This window comes from Ruegeria sp. S84 (genome assembly GCF_056583445.1).
Map to the genome: position 1 here is coordinate 2,099,934 of NZ_CM152618.1, position 15,583 is coordinate 2,115,516.

At 57.5% G+C, this 15,583-nt stretch carries 20 protein-coding genes; 8 read left to right on the forward strand and 12 right to left on the reverse strand.

What is annotated here, in order from left to right; translation table 11 throughout:
* Positions 1-30: 30 nt before the first annotated feature.
* Positions 31-1,296, reverse strand: coding sequence for an ATP-dependent Clp protease ATP-binding subunit ClpX (gene clpX, locus AC1DFB_RS10595; protein ID WP_170397188.1), 1,266 nt, complete (start codon positions 1,294-1,296; stop codon positions 31-33).
* 136 nt (positions 1,297-1,432) lie between these two features.
* On the reverse strand, positions 1,433-2,065 hold the full coding sequence (locus AC1DFB_RS10600; protein ID WP_039970058.1) for an ATP-dependent Clp protease proteolytic subunit: 633 nt from the start codon (positions 2,063-2,065) through the stop codon (positions 1,433-1,435).
* A gap of 309 nt (positions 2,066-2,374) precedes the next feature.
* Here AC1DFB_RS10600 and AC1DFB_RS10605 point away from each other — a divergent pair, with 309 nt between their 5' ends.
* The 3 genes from AC1DFB_RS10605 to AC1DFB_RS10615 all read left to right on the forward strand — a co-directional run bounded on the left by AC1DFB_RS10605 (position 2,375) and on the right by AC1DFB_RS10615 (position 4,209).
* Positions 2,375-2,716 (forward strand): ArsR/SmtB family transcription factor, encoded by a 342-nt coding sequence (locus AC1DFB_RS10605; RefSeq protein WP_170397190.1) that lies wholly within the window; start codon positions 2,375-2,377, stop codon positions 2,714-2,716.
* Between the two features lie 99 nt (positions 2,717-2,815).
* The gene (locus AC1DFB_RS10610; RefSeq protein WP_010443271.1) at positions 2,816-2,953 is read left to right on the forward strand and encodes an entericidin A/B family lipoprotein; all 138 of its coding nucleotides are present in this window, start codon (positions 2,816-2,818) and stop codon (positions 2,951-2,953) included.
* A gap of 764 nt (positions 2,954-3,717) precedes the next feature.
* Positions 3,718-4,209, forward strand: coding sequence for a hypothetical protein (locus tag AC1DFB_RS10615; protein ID WP_480921216.1), 492 nt, complete (start codon positions 3,718-3,720; stop codon positions 4,207-4,209).
* Positions 4,210-4,291: 82 nt separating this feature from the next.
* Here AC1DFB_RS10615 and AC1DFB_RS10620 read toward each other — a convergent pair whose 3' ends face one another.
* The 3 genes from AC1DFB_RS10620 to AC1DFB_RS10630 form a co-directional block, all read right to left on the reverse strand.
* A complete protein-coding gene (locus tag AC1DFB_RS10620; RefSeq protein ID WP_170397193.1) occupies positions 4,292-4,741 on the reverse strand; it encodes a hypothetical protein in 450 nt (149 codons plus the stop codon).
* Positions 4,742-4,871: 130 nt separating this feature from the next.
* Positions 4,872-5,192, reverse strand: a complete 321-nt coding sequence (locus tag AC1DFB_RS10625; protein WP_480921217.1) for a hypothetical protein — start codon at positions 5,190-5,192, stop codon at positions 4,872-4,874.
* Positions 5,193-5,294: 102 nt separating this feature from the next.
* A complete protein-coding gene (locus AC1DFB_RS10630; protein WP_480921218.1) occupies positions 5,295-5,642 on the reverse strand; it encodes a hypothetical protein in 348 nt (115 codons plus the stop codon).
* Between the two features lie 360 nt (positions 5,643-6,002).
* Here AC1DFB_RS10630 and AC1DFB_RS10635 point away from each other — a divergent pair, with 360 nt between their 5' ends.
* Positions 6,003-6,524 carry a hypothetical protein gene (locus tag AC1DFB_RS10635; protein ID WP_480921219.1) on the forward strand — a complete coding sequence of 174 codons (522 nt, stop codon included), beginning with the start codon at positions 6,003-6,005 and terminating at the stop codon, positions 6,522-6,524.
* A 170-nt stretch (positions 6,525-6,694) separates the two neighbouring features.
* Here AC1DFB_RS10635 and lepA read toward each other — a convergent pair whose 3' ends face one another.
* Both lepA and AC1DFB_RS10645 read right to left on the reverse strand, forming a co-directional pair.
* Positions 6,695-8,494, reverse strand: a complete 1,800-nt coding sequence (lepA, locus tag AC1DFB_RS10640; protein WP_170397199.1) for a translation elongation factor 4 — start codon at positions 8,492-8,494, stop codon at positions 6,695-6,697.
* A gap of 87 nt (positions 8,495-8,581) precedes the next feature.
* Positions 8,582-9,136 carry an RNA ligase family protein gene (locus AC1DFB_RS10645; protein WP_480921220.1) on the reverse strand — a complete coding sequence of 185 codons (555 nt, stop codon included), beginning with the start codon at positions 9,134-9,136 and terminating at the stop codon, positions 8,582-8,584.
* A gap of 244 nt (positions 9,137-9,380) precedes the next feature.
* Between AC1DFB_RS10645 and AC1DFB_RS10650 the strand changes: the two genes are divergently transcribed.
* Positions 9,381-9,689 carry a hypothetical protein gene (locus AC1DFB_RS10650; protein ID WP_170404173.1) on the forward strand — a complete coding sequence of 103 codons (309 nt, stop codon included), beginning with the start codon at positions 9,381-9,383 and terminating at the stop codon, positions 9,687-9,689.
* 65 nt (positions 9,690-9,754) lie between these two features.
* On the forward strand, positions 9,755-10,696 hold the full coding sequence (locus AC1DFB_RS10655; RefSeq protein ID WP_170397757.1) for a LysR family transcriptional regulator: 942 nt from the start codon (positions 9,755-9,757) through the stop codon (positions 10,694-10,696).
* A gap of 106 nt (positions 10,697-10,802) precedes the next feature.
* Here the strand turns inward: AC1DFB_RS10655 and AC1DFB_RS10660 are convergent, their stop codons facing one another.
* A complete protein-coding gene (locus tag AC1DFB_RS10660; RefSeq protein ID WP_480921221.1) occupies positions 10,803-11,606 on the reverse strand; it encodes an FkbM family methyltransferase in 804 nt (267 codons plus the stop codon).
* A 420-nt stretch (positions 11,607-12,026) separates the two neighbouring features.
* Positions 12,027-12,476 (reverse strand): low molecular weight protein-tyrosine-phosphatase, encoded by a 450-nt coding sequence (locus tag AC1DFB_RS10665; protein ID WP_480592180.1) that lies wholly within the window; start codon positions 12,474-12,476, stop codon positions 12,027-12,029.
* Between the two features lie 27 nt (positions 12,477-12,503).
* Here AC1DFB_RS10665 and AC1DFB_RS10670 point away from each other — a divergent pair, with 27 nt between their 5' ends.
* A complete protein-coding gene (locus AC1DFB_RS10670) occupies positions 12,504-13,202 on the forward strand; it encodes an NAD-dependent deacylase (protein WP_480921222.1) in 699 nt (232 codons plus the stop codon).
* Positions 13,203-13,263: 61 nt separating this feature from the next.
* The gene (locus AC1DFB_RS10675; protein WP_480921223.1) at positions 13,264-13,872 is read left to right on the forward strand and encodes an HdeD family acid-resistance protein; all 609 of its coding nucleotides are present in this window, start codon (positions 13,264-13,266) and stop codon (positions 13,870-13,872) included.
* 68 nt (positions 13,873-13,940) lie between these two features.
* Here the strand turns inward: AC1DFB_RS10675 and AC1DFB_RS10680 are convergent, their stop codons facing one another.
* From AC1DFB_RS10680 to rpmB, 3 genes are all read right to left on the reverse strand, one after another.
* The gene (locus tag AC1DFB_RS10680; RefSeq protein ID WP_480921224.1) at positions 13,941-14,405 is read right to left on the reverse strand and encodes a copper chaperone PCu(A)C; all 465 of its coding nucleotides are present in this window, start codon (positions 14,403-14,405) and stop codon (positions 13,941-13,943) included.
* A gap of 45 nt (positions 14,406-14,450) precedes the next feature.
* Entirely contained in the window at positions 14,451-14,801 is a 351-nt protein-coding gene (locus tag AC1DFB_RS10685; protein ID WP_170733230.1) for a glycosyltransferase family protein, read from the reverse strand.
* A 404-nt stretch (positions 14,802-15,205) separates the two neighbouring features.
* Positions 15,206-15,493 carry a 50S ribosomal protein L28 gene (gene rpmB, locus AC1DFB_RS10690; RefSeq protein ID WP_008756960.1) on the reverse strand — a complete coding sequence of 96 codons (288 nt, stop codon included), beginning with the start codon at positions 15,491-15,493 and terminating at the stop codon, positions 15,206-15,208.
* Positions 15,494-15,583 lie beyond the last annotated feature (90 nt).

Here is a 15,583-nt window from a genome sequence, read left to right on the forward strand (position 1 = left end):
CCGCGCCGTGTGTGCATTAATCTATGCGGTTCAACCCGCCGAAGCCGATTCCGCCGCGTCTGCGTAGATGATCAAAGGCTGAGAGTCCGACGTCACAGCCTCTTCGTTGACCACAACTTCGGTCACGTTCTTCATGCCCGGCAGTTCGAACATTGTATCCAGCAGGATGTCTTCCAGGATAGAACGCAGACCACGTGCACCGGTTTTACGCTCGATCGCTTTCTTGGCGATCGCCTTCAGCGCATCATCGGTAAAGGCCAGTTCCGCATCTTCCAACTCAAACAACCGCTGGTATTGCTTGACCAGAGCGTTCTTCGGGCTGGTCAGGATGGTGACCAAAGCGTCTTCGTCCAGATCTTCCAGCGTCGCCAGAACCGGCAGTCGGCCGACGAATTCGGGGATCAGGCCAAATTTCAGCAGGTCTTCAGGTTCCAGATCCTTGAAGATCTCGCCCACGCCGCGCTCGTCATTGTCACGCACGTCAGCACCAAAGCCCATGGCCGAGCCTTTGCCACGCTGTGCAATGATCTTGTCTAGTCCGGCGAATGCGCCACCACAGATGAACAGGATGTTGGTGGTATCCACCTGCAGGAATTCCTGCTGCGGATGTTTGCGCCCACCCTGCGGAGGAACGCTGGCCACGGTGCCTTCCATCAGTTTCAGCAGGGCCTGCTGAACGCCCTCGCCCGATACATCGCGGGTGATCGAAGGGTTTTCAGACTTGCGGGTGATCTTGTCGACCTCGTCAATATAGACGATGCCGCGCTGTGCGCGTTCGACATTGTATTCGCTGGCCTGCAGCAGTTTGAGGATGATGTTTTCAACATCTTCACCCACATAACCGGCTTCGGTAAGCGTGGTCGCGTCCGCCATCGTAAACGGCACGTCAAGAATCCGCGCCAGCGTTTGCGCCAGCAGGGTTTTGCCGCAGCCGGTGGGGCCAATCAGCAAGATGTTGGATTTTGCCAGTTCTATATCGCTGCCCGCTTTCTGGGCATGATTGAGACGCTTATAGTGGTTATGTACCGCAACCGACAGCACCCGCTTGGCGGTGGCCTGACCGATCACATAGTCATCCAGCACTTCGCAGATATCCTTGGGTGTTGGCACACCGTCCGAGGATTTCAGACCGCTGGCCTTGGTTTCCTCGCGAATGATATCCATGCACAGCTCGACACACTCATCGCAGATGAACACGGTCGGGCCTGCGATCAGCTTACGCACCTCATGCTGGCTTTTGCCGCAAAAGCTGCAATAGAGCGTGTTCTTGCCGTCACCGCCTGAATTCGTCGCCATGCTTTACCCCTCGGGCTCCGTCTCAGCGGCCCCTCTCAAGGGCCGCGCTTGCCGTATATGCCTGCAGCTTAGGCCAGCGTTCTGGCAGCTACAATCTCAAAATCATCCCTCACGCCGGACGCGCGCGGATTTGAACCTAGGCCTCGTCACCATCCATCTTGGCGCGGTTCTCGACGATCTCGTCGATATGGCCCCAATCCTTGGCCTCTTCCGGGCTCATGAAATTGTCACGATCCAGCGCCTTTTCAACCGCCTTTTTGGTCTGCCCGGTATGGCGCACATAGATGTCATACAGGCGATCTTTCAGCTTTTGCGTCTCGGCCGCGTGGATCATGATGTCGCTCGCCTGGCCCTGATAACCGCCGCTGGGCTGGTGCACCATGATCCGGCTGTTAGGCAGCGAAAAGCGCATTCCCTTCTCGCCCCCGGCCAGCAGAACCGAACCCATCGACGCCGCCTGACCGATCACCAATGTGGAACATTTCGGCTTGATATACTGCATTGTGTCGTAAATCGACAAACCACTGGTGACCACGCCACCGGGAGAGTTGATGTAGATCGAGATTTCCTTGTTCGGGTTTTCCGCCTCAAGATGCAGCAACTGTGCCACCACCAGATGGCTCATCCCGTCGTGGATCGGGCCGTTGATGAAAATGATCCGCTCTTTCAGAAGGCGCGAAAAGATGTCGTACGCGCGCTCACCCCGGCTGGTCTGTTCGACGACCATAGGGACGAGTGTGTTCATGTATGTGTCAACTGGATCGAACATTCGGAACCTGCCTGTTTTGCGATGGATCGGGACATTACCCGAAGAGTAGTTACCCGAGTCTTAGTGCCGCCACAGGGGGGCTGCAAGGGGGGCCGAACGTTCCCACGAATTCCGTCTACCTGCACGACCCGAATGCACACGCCGCTACAGGTCGGTTGACGGATTGCGCGGAAACGTGCTGGTTACATCACGCTATTTTGATCCATGCATATGGAAATACATGCCTGGAAATTGTACCAAGAGTTCTCGCTGCGGATGCGGCGCCGGTCAGGCGTCGGGATTCGGCGGCACTAACGAGGGAATACGATCATGGCTTTTCCGCAAATGACCGAGGATATGTCACCCGGCGACCTTGACCGGATGGTTGAAAACGCAACGCGCGCGTCGAACTTTCTGAAAGCCATAAGCCACGAAGGGCGTTTGATGATCCTGTGTCACCTCGTCTCGGGCGAGAAATCCGTTACTGAACTGGAACAATTGCTATCGGCCCGCCAAGCCGCCGTTTCTCAGCAACTGTCGCGGCTCAGACTTGAGGGGCTGGTTGTTCCTCGTCGCGAAGGCAAGGCGATATATTACCGGCTGGCAGATGATCGACCAGCCCGAATACTGGAAGTGGTGTACGAACTGTTTTGCGCTCAGGATGCGACCTGAGCCTAGTTTTTAGCCCTTCGAAATCGGCCATGCAAAACCTGTAGCTATGGCCCGGGAAAGCTGCTAGTCAATTCGAAACAAGCACTTATGGAGCAACCTATGATCCGCGCAATTCTGATTGGCCTGGCCCTGTTCACCTTGACCGCCTGTGAAACCGCAAAGGGCGCTGGCAAAGATATCGAAAACGCCGGAGATGCCATCCAGAACGCGGCCGAGGACGTGCAGGAAAACATCTGATCGTGACGGGATGTTGCGTTCAGGCAACGCTTACCCGCAATATGTAGTTGCCACACCAATCCAACCCGAGTAGTGTGCCGGTACAGGTGCATAGACGCGGCATTGCATTTCTGACACTTTGACGGGGTTCTTTTGCGCAAGCGAAAGAACCCCGTTCTGGTCCGGAGGGTGGTGCGTGGTAGCCTGTATGAACCTTGGGTTCTCAAAAAGGAAAAGGCGTCAGGTGCTCAGACGCGGTCTTTGCATGCATCCTTGCGGACACTCCTGACGCCTTGCCGGTCCGTTCCGCCCGAGGGGCTTCCCGGTCCAGTTGCCTCGGCCCCCGAAGGGACTTTGGCCACTGCCACACGCGCTATGTCGCGTCGCAGTCCGCGCGGACCTTCTGAGAGGCTGAGCATTTAACCCGAACCGAAGCCCAGACCACTTGCTCCACCACCGGTAAGCCATTGCAACTAAAAACAAATCCTAAAATCCGCCTTCGTTGCTGTGGCCCCCTTGGCCCTTGCGTCCCGCCCCTGTTCCGAAGATCAGAAGCAGTAACCAGACTGTTACATCAGCGTCATGATCCGGCAAGAAAATAGCACTGCAGCATAAAAATTAGACGGGGATAAGCTGTTGATATCCGCCGGGAGAGCCATGTGGATAACCCGAGAATTCGCGTCATCGCGCGGGCTTGGGGATGGAAAAAGTCAAATATGGATCGCCGGCCAGAATTCGCTTGGTTTCTGCACCTGCGAAGGTCCCGCGCGCTGAATTAGGGGGTATTGTCCGAGTTGTACAACACTCAAGCCCCCAATCTTTCGAATCGTACAACCGGAGATTCGCCCATGCGCCTGACCATTTCTCAAGCCCGCGCCCGTTTGGGCGAACTGGCCACCTTGTCGCAAGACCCCCGACAAGTGATCGTGCTGACTCGTTATGGCAAACCGATCGCCGCACTGGTGTCGATGAACGAGGCGCAGCGGATCTGGGAGTTACTGGATGATGACACCATCGGACGCAAACACCCACTCAGCGGGCTGCGCGGGTGGTGGTCGAAGGGGCGTGGTATTCCGGGGATGGAACCTGGGCCGGACGGTTCTTACCTCACCGCGCGCGACGCCGCGCTGAAGGTCCGCGAGATCCAGATGACCCGTGCCGAGGAACGCCGCATTCTCAAGCGCGGGGGTCTGGACCCTGTCGCGGGCGGCGAGATCGCCGCCCGGCCCGTCGCCTCCCTGTGGAGACTGTTGTTTATGAGAAGCGCTCCGACCTGACCGGGGTACCTACTACTCCTGCCGCAGTCACAAATCTCAGCGGCATTAACCCCCTTTAACATCCGATCGGGCCGGAAACGCTTCAGTTCACCTGACGTTCCAGAACTGTGCTGTAGGTCGTTCCGTTCCGCAGGCTACGGAAATCGGCAAAGATCTTGCCGTCCTCGTACCGCGCATCGATCAACGCATTGGCGCCAATCACCAGCGGGGATGTTTCAACGATGCCGATCGCGCCAGACCCATCGAGGCTGATGGTTCCGGTGGCTTCGTATTCGTTCCATTCAGTATCACCCTCGCGGCGCCACTTGCTGGGGCCCCAGAAGACATTGTCTTCCTGCATCTGGACGTCGAGCATCCATTCGGCCTGATTAAAGCGGGGCTGATCGCCCTTGTAATAATGGCTGGGCTGGACGGTTGTATAAGACCCGACCCATGTGCCGCGCAGGTCCGGCGTGGTGTCGGCCAGTGCTGCGGTTCCGAGGGCGAGGGACGTGGCCAGAGCGGCGGCTCCGGCGGTCATGTATCTGGTCATGGGGATCTCCTCCTGAAAGCGACCCTTTGGAGTTCAAAAGCGAACATCCTTGCTGTGGGATACAGATTGGGCGGAGGTGTGCCGGTTACAACTTACCTAAGGGAAACTTCATAAAGCGGTAATGTTTGCGTCAGGCCCAGGCCAGCGCAGTGCCGAGGATGACCAGACCGATACCTGCCGCCTCGCGATACGAGAAGTTCTCGCCGAACAGAAAGAATGAGGCGATGGCGATCAGAACAACCTCGGCCCCAAGAATGCCGGTATAGATGATGCCCAGCCGTTCCTCGCGCAGGGCGGCGAGTTCGAGCGTGGCCCCGGCCAGCAGGGTTGCGACGATCAGCAGGCTGAGGCCGATACCGGGGATTTTCCACCAGAACTTCATCGCGATCATGGCCACGGAATAGAGACCCGCCGATCCTAGGGCGATGATGGGGATCATGGATGTGGACATCTGCGCCTCCTGCCGAGGGTTCCGTTGGGTCAATTGTAGCAGGAGGATGGGGTTGGGGCTGTGAGGTGGGTCACAGTGTGAGTGATGGGTTAGAAACCCATCCTACGTAGGGTGGGTTTTCAACCCACCAATCCATCCCCGTAGGGCGGGCTTCAGCCCGCCATCAAACCCATCCGGCCATAGGCGTTGGGTTTTGGTCGGGCGAATGGCGGGCTTAAGCCCGCCGTACAGTTGTTCAACAGTTGATCCGCAGAACTGAGGGCAGCGCTGGCCCGAGGGGGTGAGGCCCGTCTTGGAAACGATCCCGTGGACCGTTTCAGGGCCGAACGGGCGGAGCCCCGGGGCGCAATCGCGCCGCCCCATGGGGGCGGGTCGGCGCGGCCCGGCGGTGCCGCCGGGCGGGTGGGTTGGTTCATGCACCACCTCAAATGGAGCAATCAGTTGAACCAAGTTACATTAATTCCTATTTAGTTGTGTCTGATTGGCGATTTTTTGCTAGCACTTAGTCAAATTCGATTGATATTGTCGCATCGAGGCAGAAAAACTGATTTGAGCGATTAATTTATGGATGTAACCGAGCTTCTTAGGGAGATTCGTGAAACTGCAACGGTCTTTGGCTTAACGAAATGGGAACTCTACGGGCTGATCTTACTAGGATTCATTGCCTTGCGGTTACCCACGATCCTAAACCATAGACGAGAGATGGCCAAAATTCGGTCAGAATTCAAACTTAACAGTAAGACGCTAGCAGCGAAGATCGAGGCAGAGAAAGAGAAGCGAGAACGTCGAGCGAGAAAGGGGGCTTAGAAAATGATTACTTCAATTGTTAGCTGGATGGCATTTGGTGCCGCGATTGTGCTCTCGTTCGGATTGCTCATGCTATATTCACGCGCACGTGCTCTTTCGAATAGGATTCTAGCAGTGTCTTCGAAAGAGTTTTTTGAAGCCAGCGAAAGCCTGATGACTTCGAGCGACGAGCTTCCGGACATAATGCTCGAGTTCTTAGAAACCATGAATGCCTCTGCTTCTGATGATAGCGGACATCGTTCCTTGTTGATTGCTGTGACTGCTCGAGCGAATGGTAGGTCTGTTGCAACCAACATGAAGGCAGATATTGATCGCAGCTTGTACAGCATGCGCCCAGAGCTTCAGGACTTGTTCAACAAAGCCGTGATATCTTGGCTGAACTACCTGACCCACCAAAATCTGCTCACAATGATTCGTATCTTGATTCAAGTGTTAAAACTAAGATCGACGGGCTTGGATCACGCAAAGGCGGAGAAAACGGCAGGAATGAACCTCCTCCGGAGCCTTAACGCTGGCGCGTGCTAAGAATTTTTATGGTGTGAGTTAACTTCTCTACCATCTCAGCCATGAGAAGGCTAAGGTTACACGAGGGTTGGACGGGCAAAGCCATCCTTTCTTTATCAAATACAACCCTGTGGGCACGCAGTTGGCTGCGCCAACCGCTTTCGCCCACCCGCCGTAAAAATGGTCAGCTTTTAGCTGTCCATTTTTAAGGCGCTAATAAACGCCTCCTGCGGGATATCCACTTTCCCGAACTGGCGCATCTTCTTTTTACCCGCCTTCTGCTTGTCCAGCAGTTTGCGTTTCCGCGTGGCGTCGCCTCCGTAGCATTTGGCGGTCACGTCCTTGCGCAGCGCCGAGAGGGTCTCGCGCGCGATGACCTTGCCTCCGATGGCGGCCTGGATCGGGATTTTGAACATGTGGCGCGGGATCAGGTCCTTGAGCTTTTCGCACATGGCACGGCCCCGCATCTCGGCCCGGTCGCGGTGAACCATGGTCGATAGCGCGTCAACGGGTTCGTCATTCACTAGCACCGACATCTTGACCAGATTATCCTCGGTATAGCCGGTCATCTGGTAGTCGAACGAGGCATAGCCCTTGGTCACCGATTTCAGGCGGTCGTAGAAGTCAAAGACGACCTCGTTCAGCGGCAGGTCATAGACGACCATGGCGCGGGTGCCCGCATATGTCAGGTCCAGCTGGATGCCACGGCGGTCCTGGCAGAGTTTCAGCACGTCGCCGAGGTATTCGTCGGGCACCAGAATGGTCGCCTTGATGCGCGGTTCCTCGATATGGTCGACCTTGGAAGGATCAGGCATGTCGGCGGGGTTGTGTAGCTCGATCATCTCGCCGTCTTTCATGTAGACGTGATAGATCACAGACGGCGCGGTGGTGATGAGCTCGATATCATATTCGCGTTCGATCCGGTCGCGGATGACCTCAAGGTGCAGAAGGCCGAGGAAGCCGCAGCGGAAGCCAAAGCCAAGTGCTGCCGAGGTTTCCATTTCAAAGCTGAAGCTGGCGTCGTTCAGGGCCAATTTGTCGATCGCATCGCGCAGGTCTTCGAATTCGGAGCTGTCGACGGGGAAGAGGCCACAGAACACCACCGGCTGCGCGGGTTTGAATCCTGTCAGAGCCTCTTCGGTGCCGTTGCGGTCATTGGTGATGGTGTCGCCGACGCGGGTGTCGCGGACCTGTTTGATTGAGGCGGTGAGAAAGCCGATCTCACCGGGGCCAAGCGAGTCGACCATCTCCATCTCGGGCCGGAAGACACCAACGCGGTCGACATGGTGCAGGGTGTTGTTCGACATGAACTTCACCCGCATCCCCTTTTTCAGCGTGCCGTCCATGATGCGGACCAGAACGATGACGCCGAGATAGGCGTCGTACCAGGAATCCACCAGCATCGCCTTGAGCGGCGCGTCCAAGTTGCCTTGCGGCGCGGGCAGCTGCTGCACAATGGCCTCAAGTGTTTCGTGGATGCCCTGCCCCGTCTTGGCACTGACCTGAATGGCGTCGGTCGCGTCGATGCCGATCACATCCTCGATCTGTTCGGCCACGCGGTCACAATCGGACGCGGGCAGGTCGATCTTGTTGAGCACCGGCACGATCTCATGATCGGCGTCGATGGCCTGATAGACATTCGCCAGCGTCTGAGCCTCAACCCCTTGGGTCGAGTCCACGACCAGCAGTGAGCCCTCGACCGCGCGCATGGACCGGCTGACCTCATAGGCAAAGTCCACGTGGCCGGGGGTGTCGATCAGGTTCAGCACGTATGCTTCGCCGTTGTCGGCGGTATAGTCGATGCGAACCGTGTTGGCCTTGATGGTGATGCCACGCTCGCGCTCGATATCCATGCTGTCGAGCAGCTGTTCCTTCATGTCGCGATCCTTAACCGTTCCGGTCTCTTGGATGAGCCGGTCAGCAAGGGTGGATTTGCCATGGTCGATATGCGCGACGATGGAGAAATTGCGGATATGAGCGAGGTCTGTCATGGGTTGGGGATATGCGTCGGAAATGGGCTGTGGTCAAGGTGGGACGAAGCCCCAGCGAAACCCTTTGATTGCGAGGCCTCTGACCGTTCAGAGCAACCTGTTTTTGACCAACTCCTCGTTCATCCAATGCGTATCACTTTGCACGTGACCCTCGCGCACGTATTTCGCGAGGTGAGTGGGCATGTCTTCTTCGTTAAACGCTGCAGTTGTGCGAACGACAAAACCCTCCTGAGTATCCAGATCCAGGCCCGCGATCACATCTGCCACAACCTTAACAGAGAACCGTCCGCGATAGAGTTCGGGAACGGCAGTAATCCCCAGCTCGAGAAATCGTGAAAGCGTCGCGTCCCACGATTGCACGCGCTTTGCCTTGATCCAGGCGAAGCCCAGGAAATAAGTCGGCAACGCCGAGTACGCTATCGAGTGGCGAGCAAACAGATATTCACCGACTATGCGCTCATCTTCGTCAAGCTGTGGCGAAATTCCGGTAGCGAAGGCCTTCATCCAATCTCGGGACGGGTGGTAACGCGCGTCAATACTGCGGGGGTGGCAGCCCTGACTATGAATCGTTGTATTCTCACCGTCCAGTTTTTCGGTGAAGACGACCTCATCAGCCGAAGCCAGTTTATCAACGCTGGACATGATCTTATCATCGCTGGTCGCCCCGGGAGACTCCGGCAGATGGAAGTGCGCCCGTATTTCTTAAGCATAGTGGTCTCATGAAAGAGATTTAAACAATGTCTGGCCAGAAAACGCGACATCCCAGCCGCGTGCAATCACTTTTTCGAACCACCCAATTGATCCCGAATCCACTTTGATTCATACTCCGCCGCAGACCGAGAGGGGCATAAGACCCGTCCGGGCAGGCAAAAAACGAGGCTCGAGTATGAAACAGTTCCTCTTAATCGCATTTTGTGCGGCATCGCTGACGTCGGTGGCCCACACAGTGGACGCGGCGCAGATCAAGCGGGCGTGTCTGGCATCAGACCGTGAAGCGGCGACGCGGGCGCGGTGCCGGTGTATTCAGCGCGTGGCGGATCAGGCGCTGACGCGTAGTGATCAGAAGACCGTCGCCAAGTGGTTCACCAACCCGCATCAGGCGCAGGAGTTGAAGATGTCGCAGACCGCGCGCGATGATGCGCTGTGGGATCGGTATCAGAACTTTGGCCAGATGGCGCAAGCGATCTGCAACTGAGCCCTGTCAATCCTTGACCTGATGCCCGCTGCGCCTCAGAAATGGCGCAGCGAAAGGTATGTGCGATGGTGATGAAAGGGCTGACCCTGCGGGGCCTTGAAGTGTTCGAGGCGCTGGCGCGGACCGGATCGGTGGCGCAGGCGGCCGAGATCACGGGGCTCAGCCAGCCCTCGGTTTCCCAGCAGTTGCGCAATCTGGAAAAGGCTTTGGGCACCGATCTGGTGGATCACGGGCGGCGACCGATGCGACTGACGCAGGCCGGCCGCAGTTTCCTGGCGCGGGCCGAGGCAGTGCTGGCCGAGTTGCAGATGGCGCAAGGCGAACTGGCGGTGATGGATCTGGGGCATCTGACCACCCTGTCCATCGGCTTGATCGACGATTTCGACAACGACCTGACGCCGCGATTGGCGACGTTGCTGGCCGACAGTCTGACCCGGTCGAAATTCAAGCTGATCACGCTGCCCAGTCTGGACCTGTTTGCCGAGCTGGAAGCGCAGCGCCTGCACATGGCGGTCTCGGCCCATTCTGGCGAGGTGCTGGAGGGCGTGGTCGAATATCCGCTGGTGCAGGATCCGTTCATTCTGGTCGCGCCTAAGGGCGTTGCGCAACCAGTGCAGGATCTGCCCTTTCTGCGCTATGCCCGCGAGCAGTTGATCAGCCGTCAGATCGAAAGCCATCTGGCCCGGCAGCAGCTGGAATTCGAGGAACGGTTCGAAATCGGCTCACACCTCGCGCTGATGGCGATGGTTGCGCGCGGCCTCGGCTGGGCGATTACCACGCCGCTGGGCTATATGCGCGCCGCCCGCTTCCACGACGGGATGGAGGCGCACCCTGCCCCGTTCGGTGAGTTCGCACGCACCATTTCCTTGTTTACACGGACCGACTGGTCCGATCAGGTACCGCAGGAAGTGGCCGACATGATCCGACGTCTGATGCGCAGCCAGATCGTTGATCCAGCGATTGCGCAATTGCCGTGGTTAGGTGGTCAGTTGAAGGTGGTGGGGTGAACCGGAAAGTGAGCATCCAGGCTCTTTTATTTGAGCCATGCGTGATCCGTCCTGCAAACCAAAAGACGTTTGATGAGCGTTAGTATGTCCGGAATAAAGGCTGTTCTTACCTGCTGAATTCAGCTTCTACTAACGCCTCGTAGGCGTTCAGTTCAGCCTCTTTGACAACGTCGCGATCAGCCAGCACTTCCAGAGCCATAAGTGCGACATCGGGGCTTTGAAACACTGCGTCCGCCAGGATCGCAAGATGTTTCAAGCTTTCTGTCGGTATGTCCTCAAGTGCGAAGAACCTTTTCAGGAACACGGCGTCGCCATCAATGGCCTGATTGCGCATAGCGCGCATCTTCAGGCGGGACGAGGCACGGGTCTTGACCGCCATAGACTTTAGAAAAAGAAACTTGTGGAAATGAAATCCCTGCGCAGACAACTCGCTCATTTGTGAGTCAAGCAGTGGCTGACCCTTGTAAAGCGGAACCATGGCGATTTCGGATATCACAGCAACCGCATTCTTGAGTTTTTCGCGCGCATTCCTGAATACGTCCAATTCTCCGCCCTGCACGTCAATCTTCAGCAGATCGAACTCTGGCAGCTCTTTCAGGTCGTCCAGCCGATGGGTGGTTATTGGTACAACTTCTTCGACCCGCATTTGCCTGGGCCACCTTCCCATAACTCTGATGAAGTCGGGGTTGGGCTCGAATAGCGAAGTGAAGCCACTTCCCTTGCAAACATGAAGGCGCTCACTTCCTCCTCTGCCGATCGCATAAGGAAGATAGGTTTCATTTTCTCCTCCCTCTTCAGAGAGCCGTGCAAATGCATCTTGCTGTGGTTCGAAACCCCAGACATCGCATATGCGGTTCTTCAGGAGGGTTGAATATGGGGTAGCGCCAAGAGGATTGGCACCCACATCCACCACCCGCGTCAGTCTTTCCGGTGACAGAACTTCGTGCAGGAACAGTGCGCGCTCGTCATTCATTTTTTGTCACTAACCTTTGGGGTATTCAGCTGGTTAATCGTGCCTGTGATCATATGTCTAACTCAGTTGGATTAACGGGCGGCAGTCGCTCTTGGAGCTTGGAGATTTATGTGTGCTGATGACAGCCTCATGCGTGCATCAGGAATTTGTATCATTCCATCAAATGACCATTGGGGATCGGATTACTATTCCATGCACTTAATGCGACTATCTGCATAGGCACAAGGGTTTGCGCTAAGAGGGCAGATGGTTTGACCCCTGTCGCTGATTGCGATGCAGCCTGCGGAGGCCGAATAAACGTTGGTTTTGGGCTCAAACATGCTGTCGCTCTGGATTGATTGAATACGCAAGGCAAAACTACCACTGAGCCCGTACATGCGCATCCAGCCCCGCCACGGCCTCTTCGATCAGGTCCAGAGCGCCGTCGAAATCCCCGGTGTAGTACGGGTCAGGCACATGGTCGGCACCGGTATGGGGGGCGAAATCGGTCAACAGGCGGACCGGGGTGTCGTTGCCGTCCGGGCGCAAATCTTCGATGTTCGCGATGTTTTCTGCGTCCATTCCGATGATCAGGTCGAAGTGGTTAAAATCCTCGGCCACGAACTGGCGCGCGCGTAGGTCGCTGAGGTCGATATCACGCGCGCGGGCGGCCTTTTGCATTGGGCCGTAGGGCGGGTCTCCGATATGCCAGCCCGAGGTTCCGGCGCTGTCGGTCTGGTGATGCGGGGCGCGGGCGCGAAAAGCGCCCTCGGCGGCGGGGGATCGGCAGATATTGCCCAGGCAGACGAAAAGGATACGGTGTGTCATAAGAGTGGTTTAGCGCGTGGGGCGGATATGGAAAAGATCGTCATTCTGACCGGGGCCGGGATTTCCGCCGAAAGCGGGTTGGGCACGTTCCGCGATGAGGGGGGCCTGTGGGCGCAGCACCGGATCGAGGATGTGGCCACGCCCGAGGGCTTTGCCCGCAATCCGTCGCTGGTGCATCAGTTTTACAATGCCCGCCGAGTACAGGCCGCCAAGGCACAGCCCAACGCGGCGCATCAGGCGCTGGCCCGGTTGCAGCAGGGCTGGCCTGGAGAGGTGATCCTTGTCACCCAGAATGTCGACAGCCTGCACGAGGCAGGAGGGGCCGCGCATGTGATCCATATGCATGGCACCTTGGCTGGGGCTTTGTGTGCGGCGTGCGGATATCGTTGGGCTTCGCCACCCGAAATGGATGTGGGTGAGCCCTGCCCGTCCTGTCACCAGCCCTCGGCCCGGCCCGACGTCGTATGGTTCGGCGAGATGCCATATTTCATGGATGAGATCTACGACCATCTGATGGAAGCATCGCTGTTCGCCTCGATCGGCACCTCGGGGCAGGTTTATCCGGCGGCAGGGTTTGTACAAGAGGCGCGGGCCGTGGGCGCGTGGACGATCGAATTGAACCTTGAGCCATCCGCCGGAATTTTTGATGAAACCCGGCTGGGGCCAGCCTCAGAGGCAGTACCGCGCTGGGTCGATGAGCTGTTGGCGCGAGGCAGCACGCGATAGGGGCAGACAGCGGCGCGTCTTCCCGTCTATGGTGCAGAAAACGCAAACCCGAGTGAGTGACATGACCGATCTACCGCCCAAAGACGGAGAAATCCTTGACGACAGCAGTATCGACGCGCGCGATACGTTAAGTATCAATCTGGCCAGCCTGTGGTGGACCTTTCTGCTGCGTGGAATTCTCGCGGGTCTGATCGGGATTGCAGCGCTGTTCTGGCCGACCAGCAGCATCTCATTATTGCTGCGATTGGTAGGGGCGCTGCTGATTCTGGATGGCGCTTTGACTTGGCTGGGTTTTGGGCGGCGTGGGCTGATCGGAGGCGTTGGGATCGGTGCCGCGCTGATCGGTTTGGTGTTGCTGATCTGGCCACAGGGCGTGGCCTGGCTGGCCTTCACCCTCATGGGGGCGATGGCGCTGTTCGTTGCGATCGGCTCGTTCATGGCGCTGCCGCAAATGCATCCACAAGACCCCGAGCGCGCAACGGTGCGTAATTCAGGTATCTTCGCACTCATCGTCGGGCTGGTGCTGATCTTCTGGCCCGGCAGCGGCATGGTGGCGTTGGGTTGGGCAATTGCCTTCTTCGCGCTGACCTCGGCGGTGGTGATGTTCTTTCTGGCGGCACGGTTCAAAAAAGCGGGCGATCGATTGGGGATGAAAACCGTCAACAGATGACGCAACAGGCCGGGCATTGCCCGGCCTGACGTATGGATGATGGCTGTACCACAGCCTGAAGACAGGCGTTAGTTCGAATGGCCGCCTTTGTCCTGGCGCTCAAGATCGACCGGGATCTCGACCGCGATCTCTCCGGCGTTTTCGAAGATCAGTGTGACGGGAACGCTCCCTCCCTGTTCGAAGGGCGCTGTCAGGCCCATGAACATGACGTGATCACCGCCGCGTTTCAGCATGTGGGTTTCGCCCGCCGGGATGGCGAAGCCTTCCTTCACATGCACCATCTTGGCGACACCGTTTTCGTCAACCTTATGAGTGTGCAGCTCCACTCGGGCAGCCGCATCCGAGGTCACGCCGATCAGGCGGTCATCGGTATCGCCTTGATTCTGGATCATCATGAAGGCGGCACCCGCCTTCGCGGTTTTGCCCGAAGACCGTGCATAAGGGTCTTCGACCGAGATGGTATCGGCAGCCAGCGCCGCACCGGTCAGCGAAAAGGTAGTCAGGACTGCAAGCAGGCTGGATTTGAGGGTCATTATGCCTCTCCTTGGTAACTGTCTGATAGAGTTTGGAAACTGGAATCAGGCAGAAACCGGCGGGGCACGAGCTGGGTGTCGCGGCAGCGGCGCGGCAATCAGATGCTGGGAAAGGAGCGACGGCGCGGGGAGCGCGCGCGGCGGGGCCGGAGGTACGGCAACCGAGGCTTCATGGATCGCGCCCAGCAGGTTGAGCGCATAGTCAGGGCAGTATTGCGGTGCGCGGGTCGGTTGGCCGTCTTCGTCCATATAGACGACGACCGGCCCGCTGCCGGTGCACAAAACCATCTGCCCGACCGCGCGCTCCATACCCCGCGACACGGCCAGTCCCTGCCCGGTGAGGATCACCATCAGGGACAGCGCATAAGGCAGAAATGTGCGGAAAAAGCCTGTCATGTCAGCTTGGTATATACGCCGCCCGCTGAACCGGCTTCAAGCGCAAAGCAGTGGCTGAGACAGTATGGCCTAGCTCAGCTTTTCGGCGGCCTGAACGCCTCGGCATTCATCCCCGTATGCAGTCGGTTTACCCGGCGCTGCATCCGGGTGCAGCGGATCACGGCTTTTGCAATTGATCGTGGCAGTAAAAACAGAAAATTCTTTGCTTTGAGTGACATGGTAACCCCCTCAACATGAATATGCATAAACATATGCGATATTCAGCAGGCGTTCTGTGAACAACGTCACGAAGCGGGGCGTTTTATTACCATTTCAGAGACAATCATTCACACAGGGGCAGCGAATGCAAAAAGAAAAGCCCCACACCGCAGGGTGCAGGGCTGAATTCTTGCGTGAGAAAGCGCTTAGGCCGAGGCTTGTGCCTTGGCGATTTCTTTCTTCACTTTCAGGGCGTTCGCCGACAGCTCGTCATCCTTGGCTTTGGCCAGGAACGCGTCCAGACCACCGCGGTGGTCGACCGAGCGCAGGGCAGCTGCCGAGATGCGCAGCTTGACGCCACGACCCAGAGTTTCCGACTGCAGGGTAACGTCGTTCAGGTTGGGCAGAAAACGGCGACGAGTTCTGTTTTTGGCGTGGCTGACATTGTTGCCAGTCATCGGGCCTTTTCCGGTCAGTTCGCAACGGCGCGACATGGTTTCTTCCTTTGTTTCTGGAGGCCGGGTACAAGACCCGCGGCCAAATCACAAGGGGCGCAACCCGAAGTCGCGCCCGAAAACTGGTTG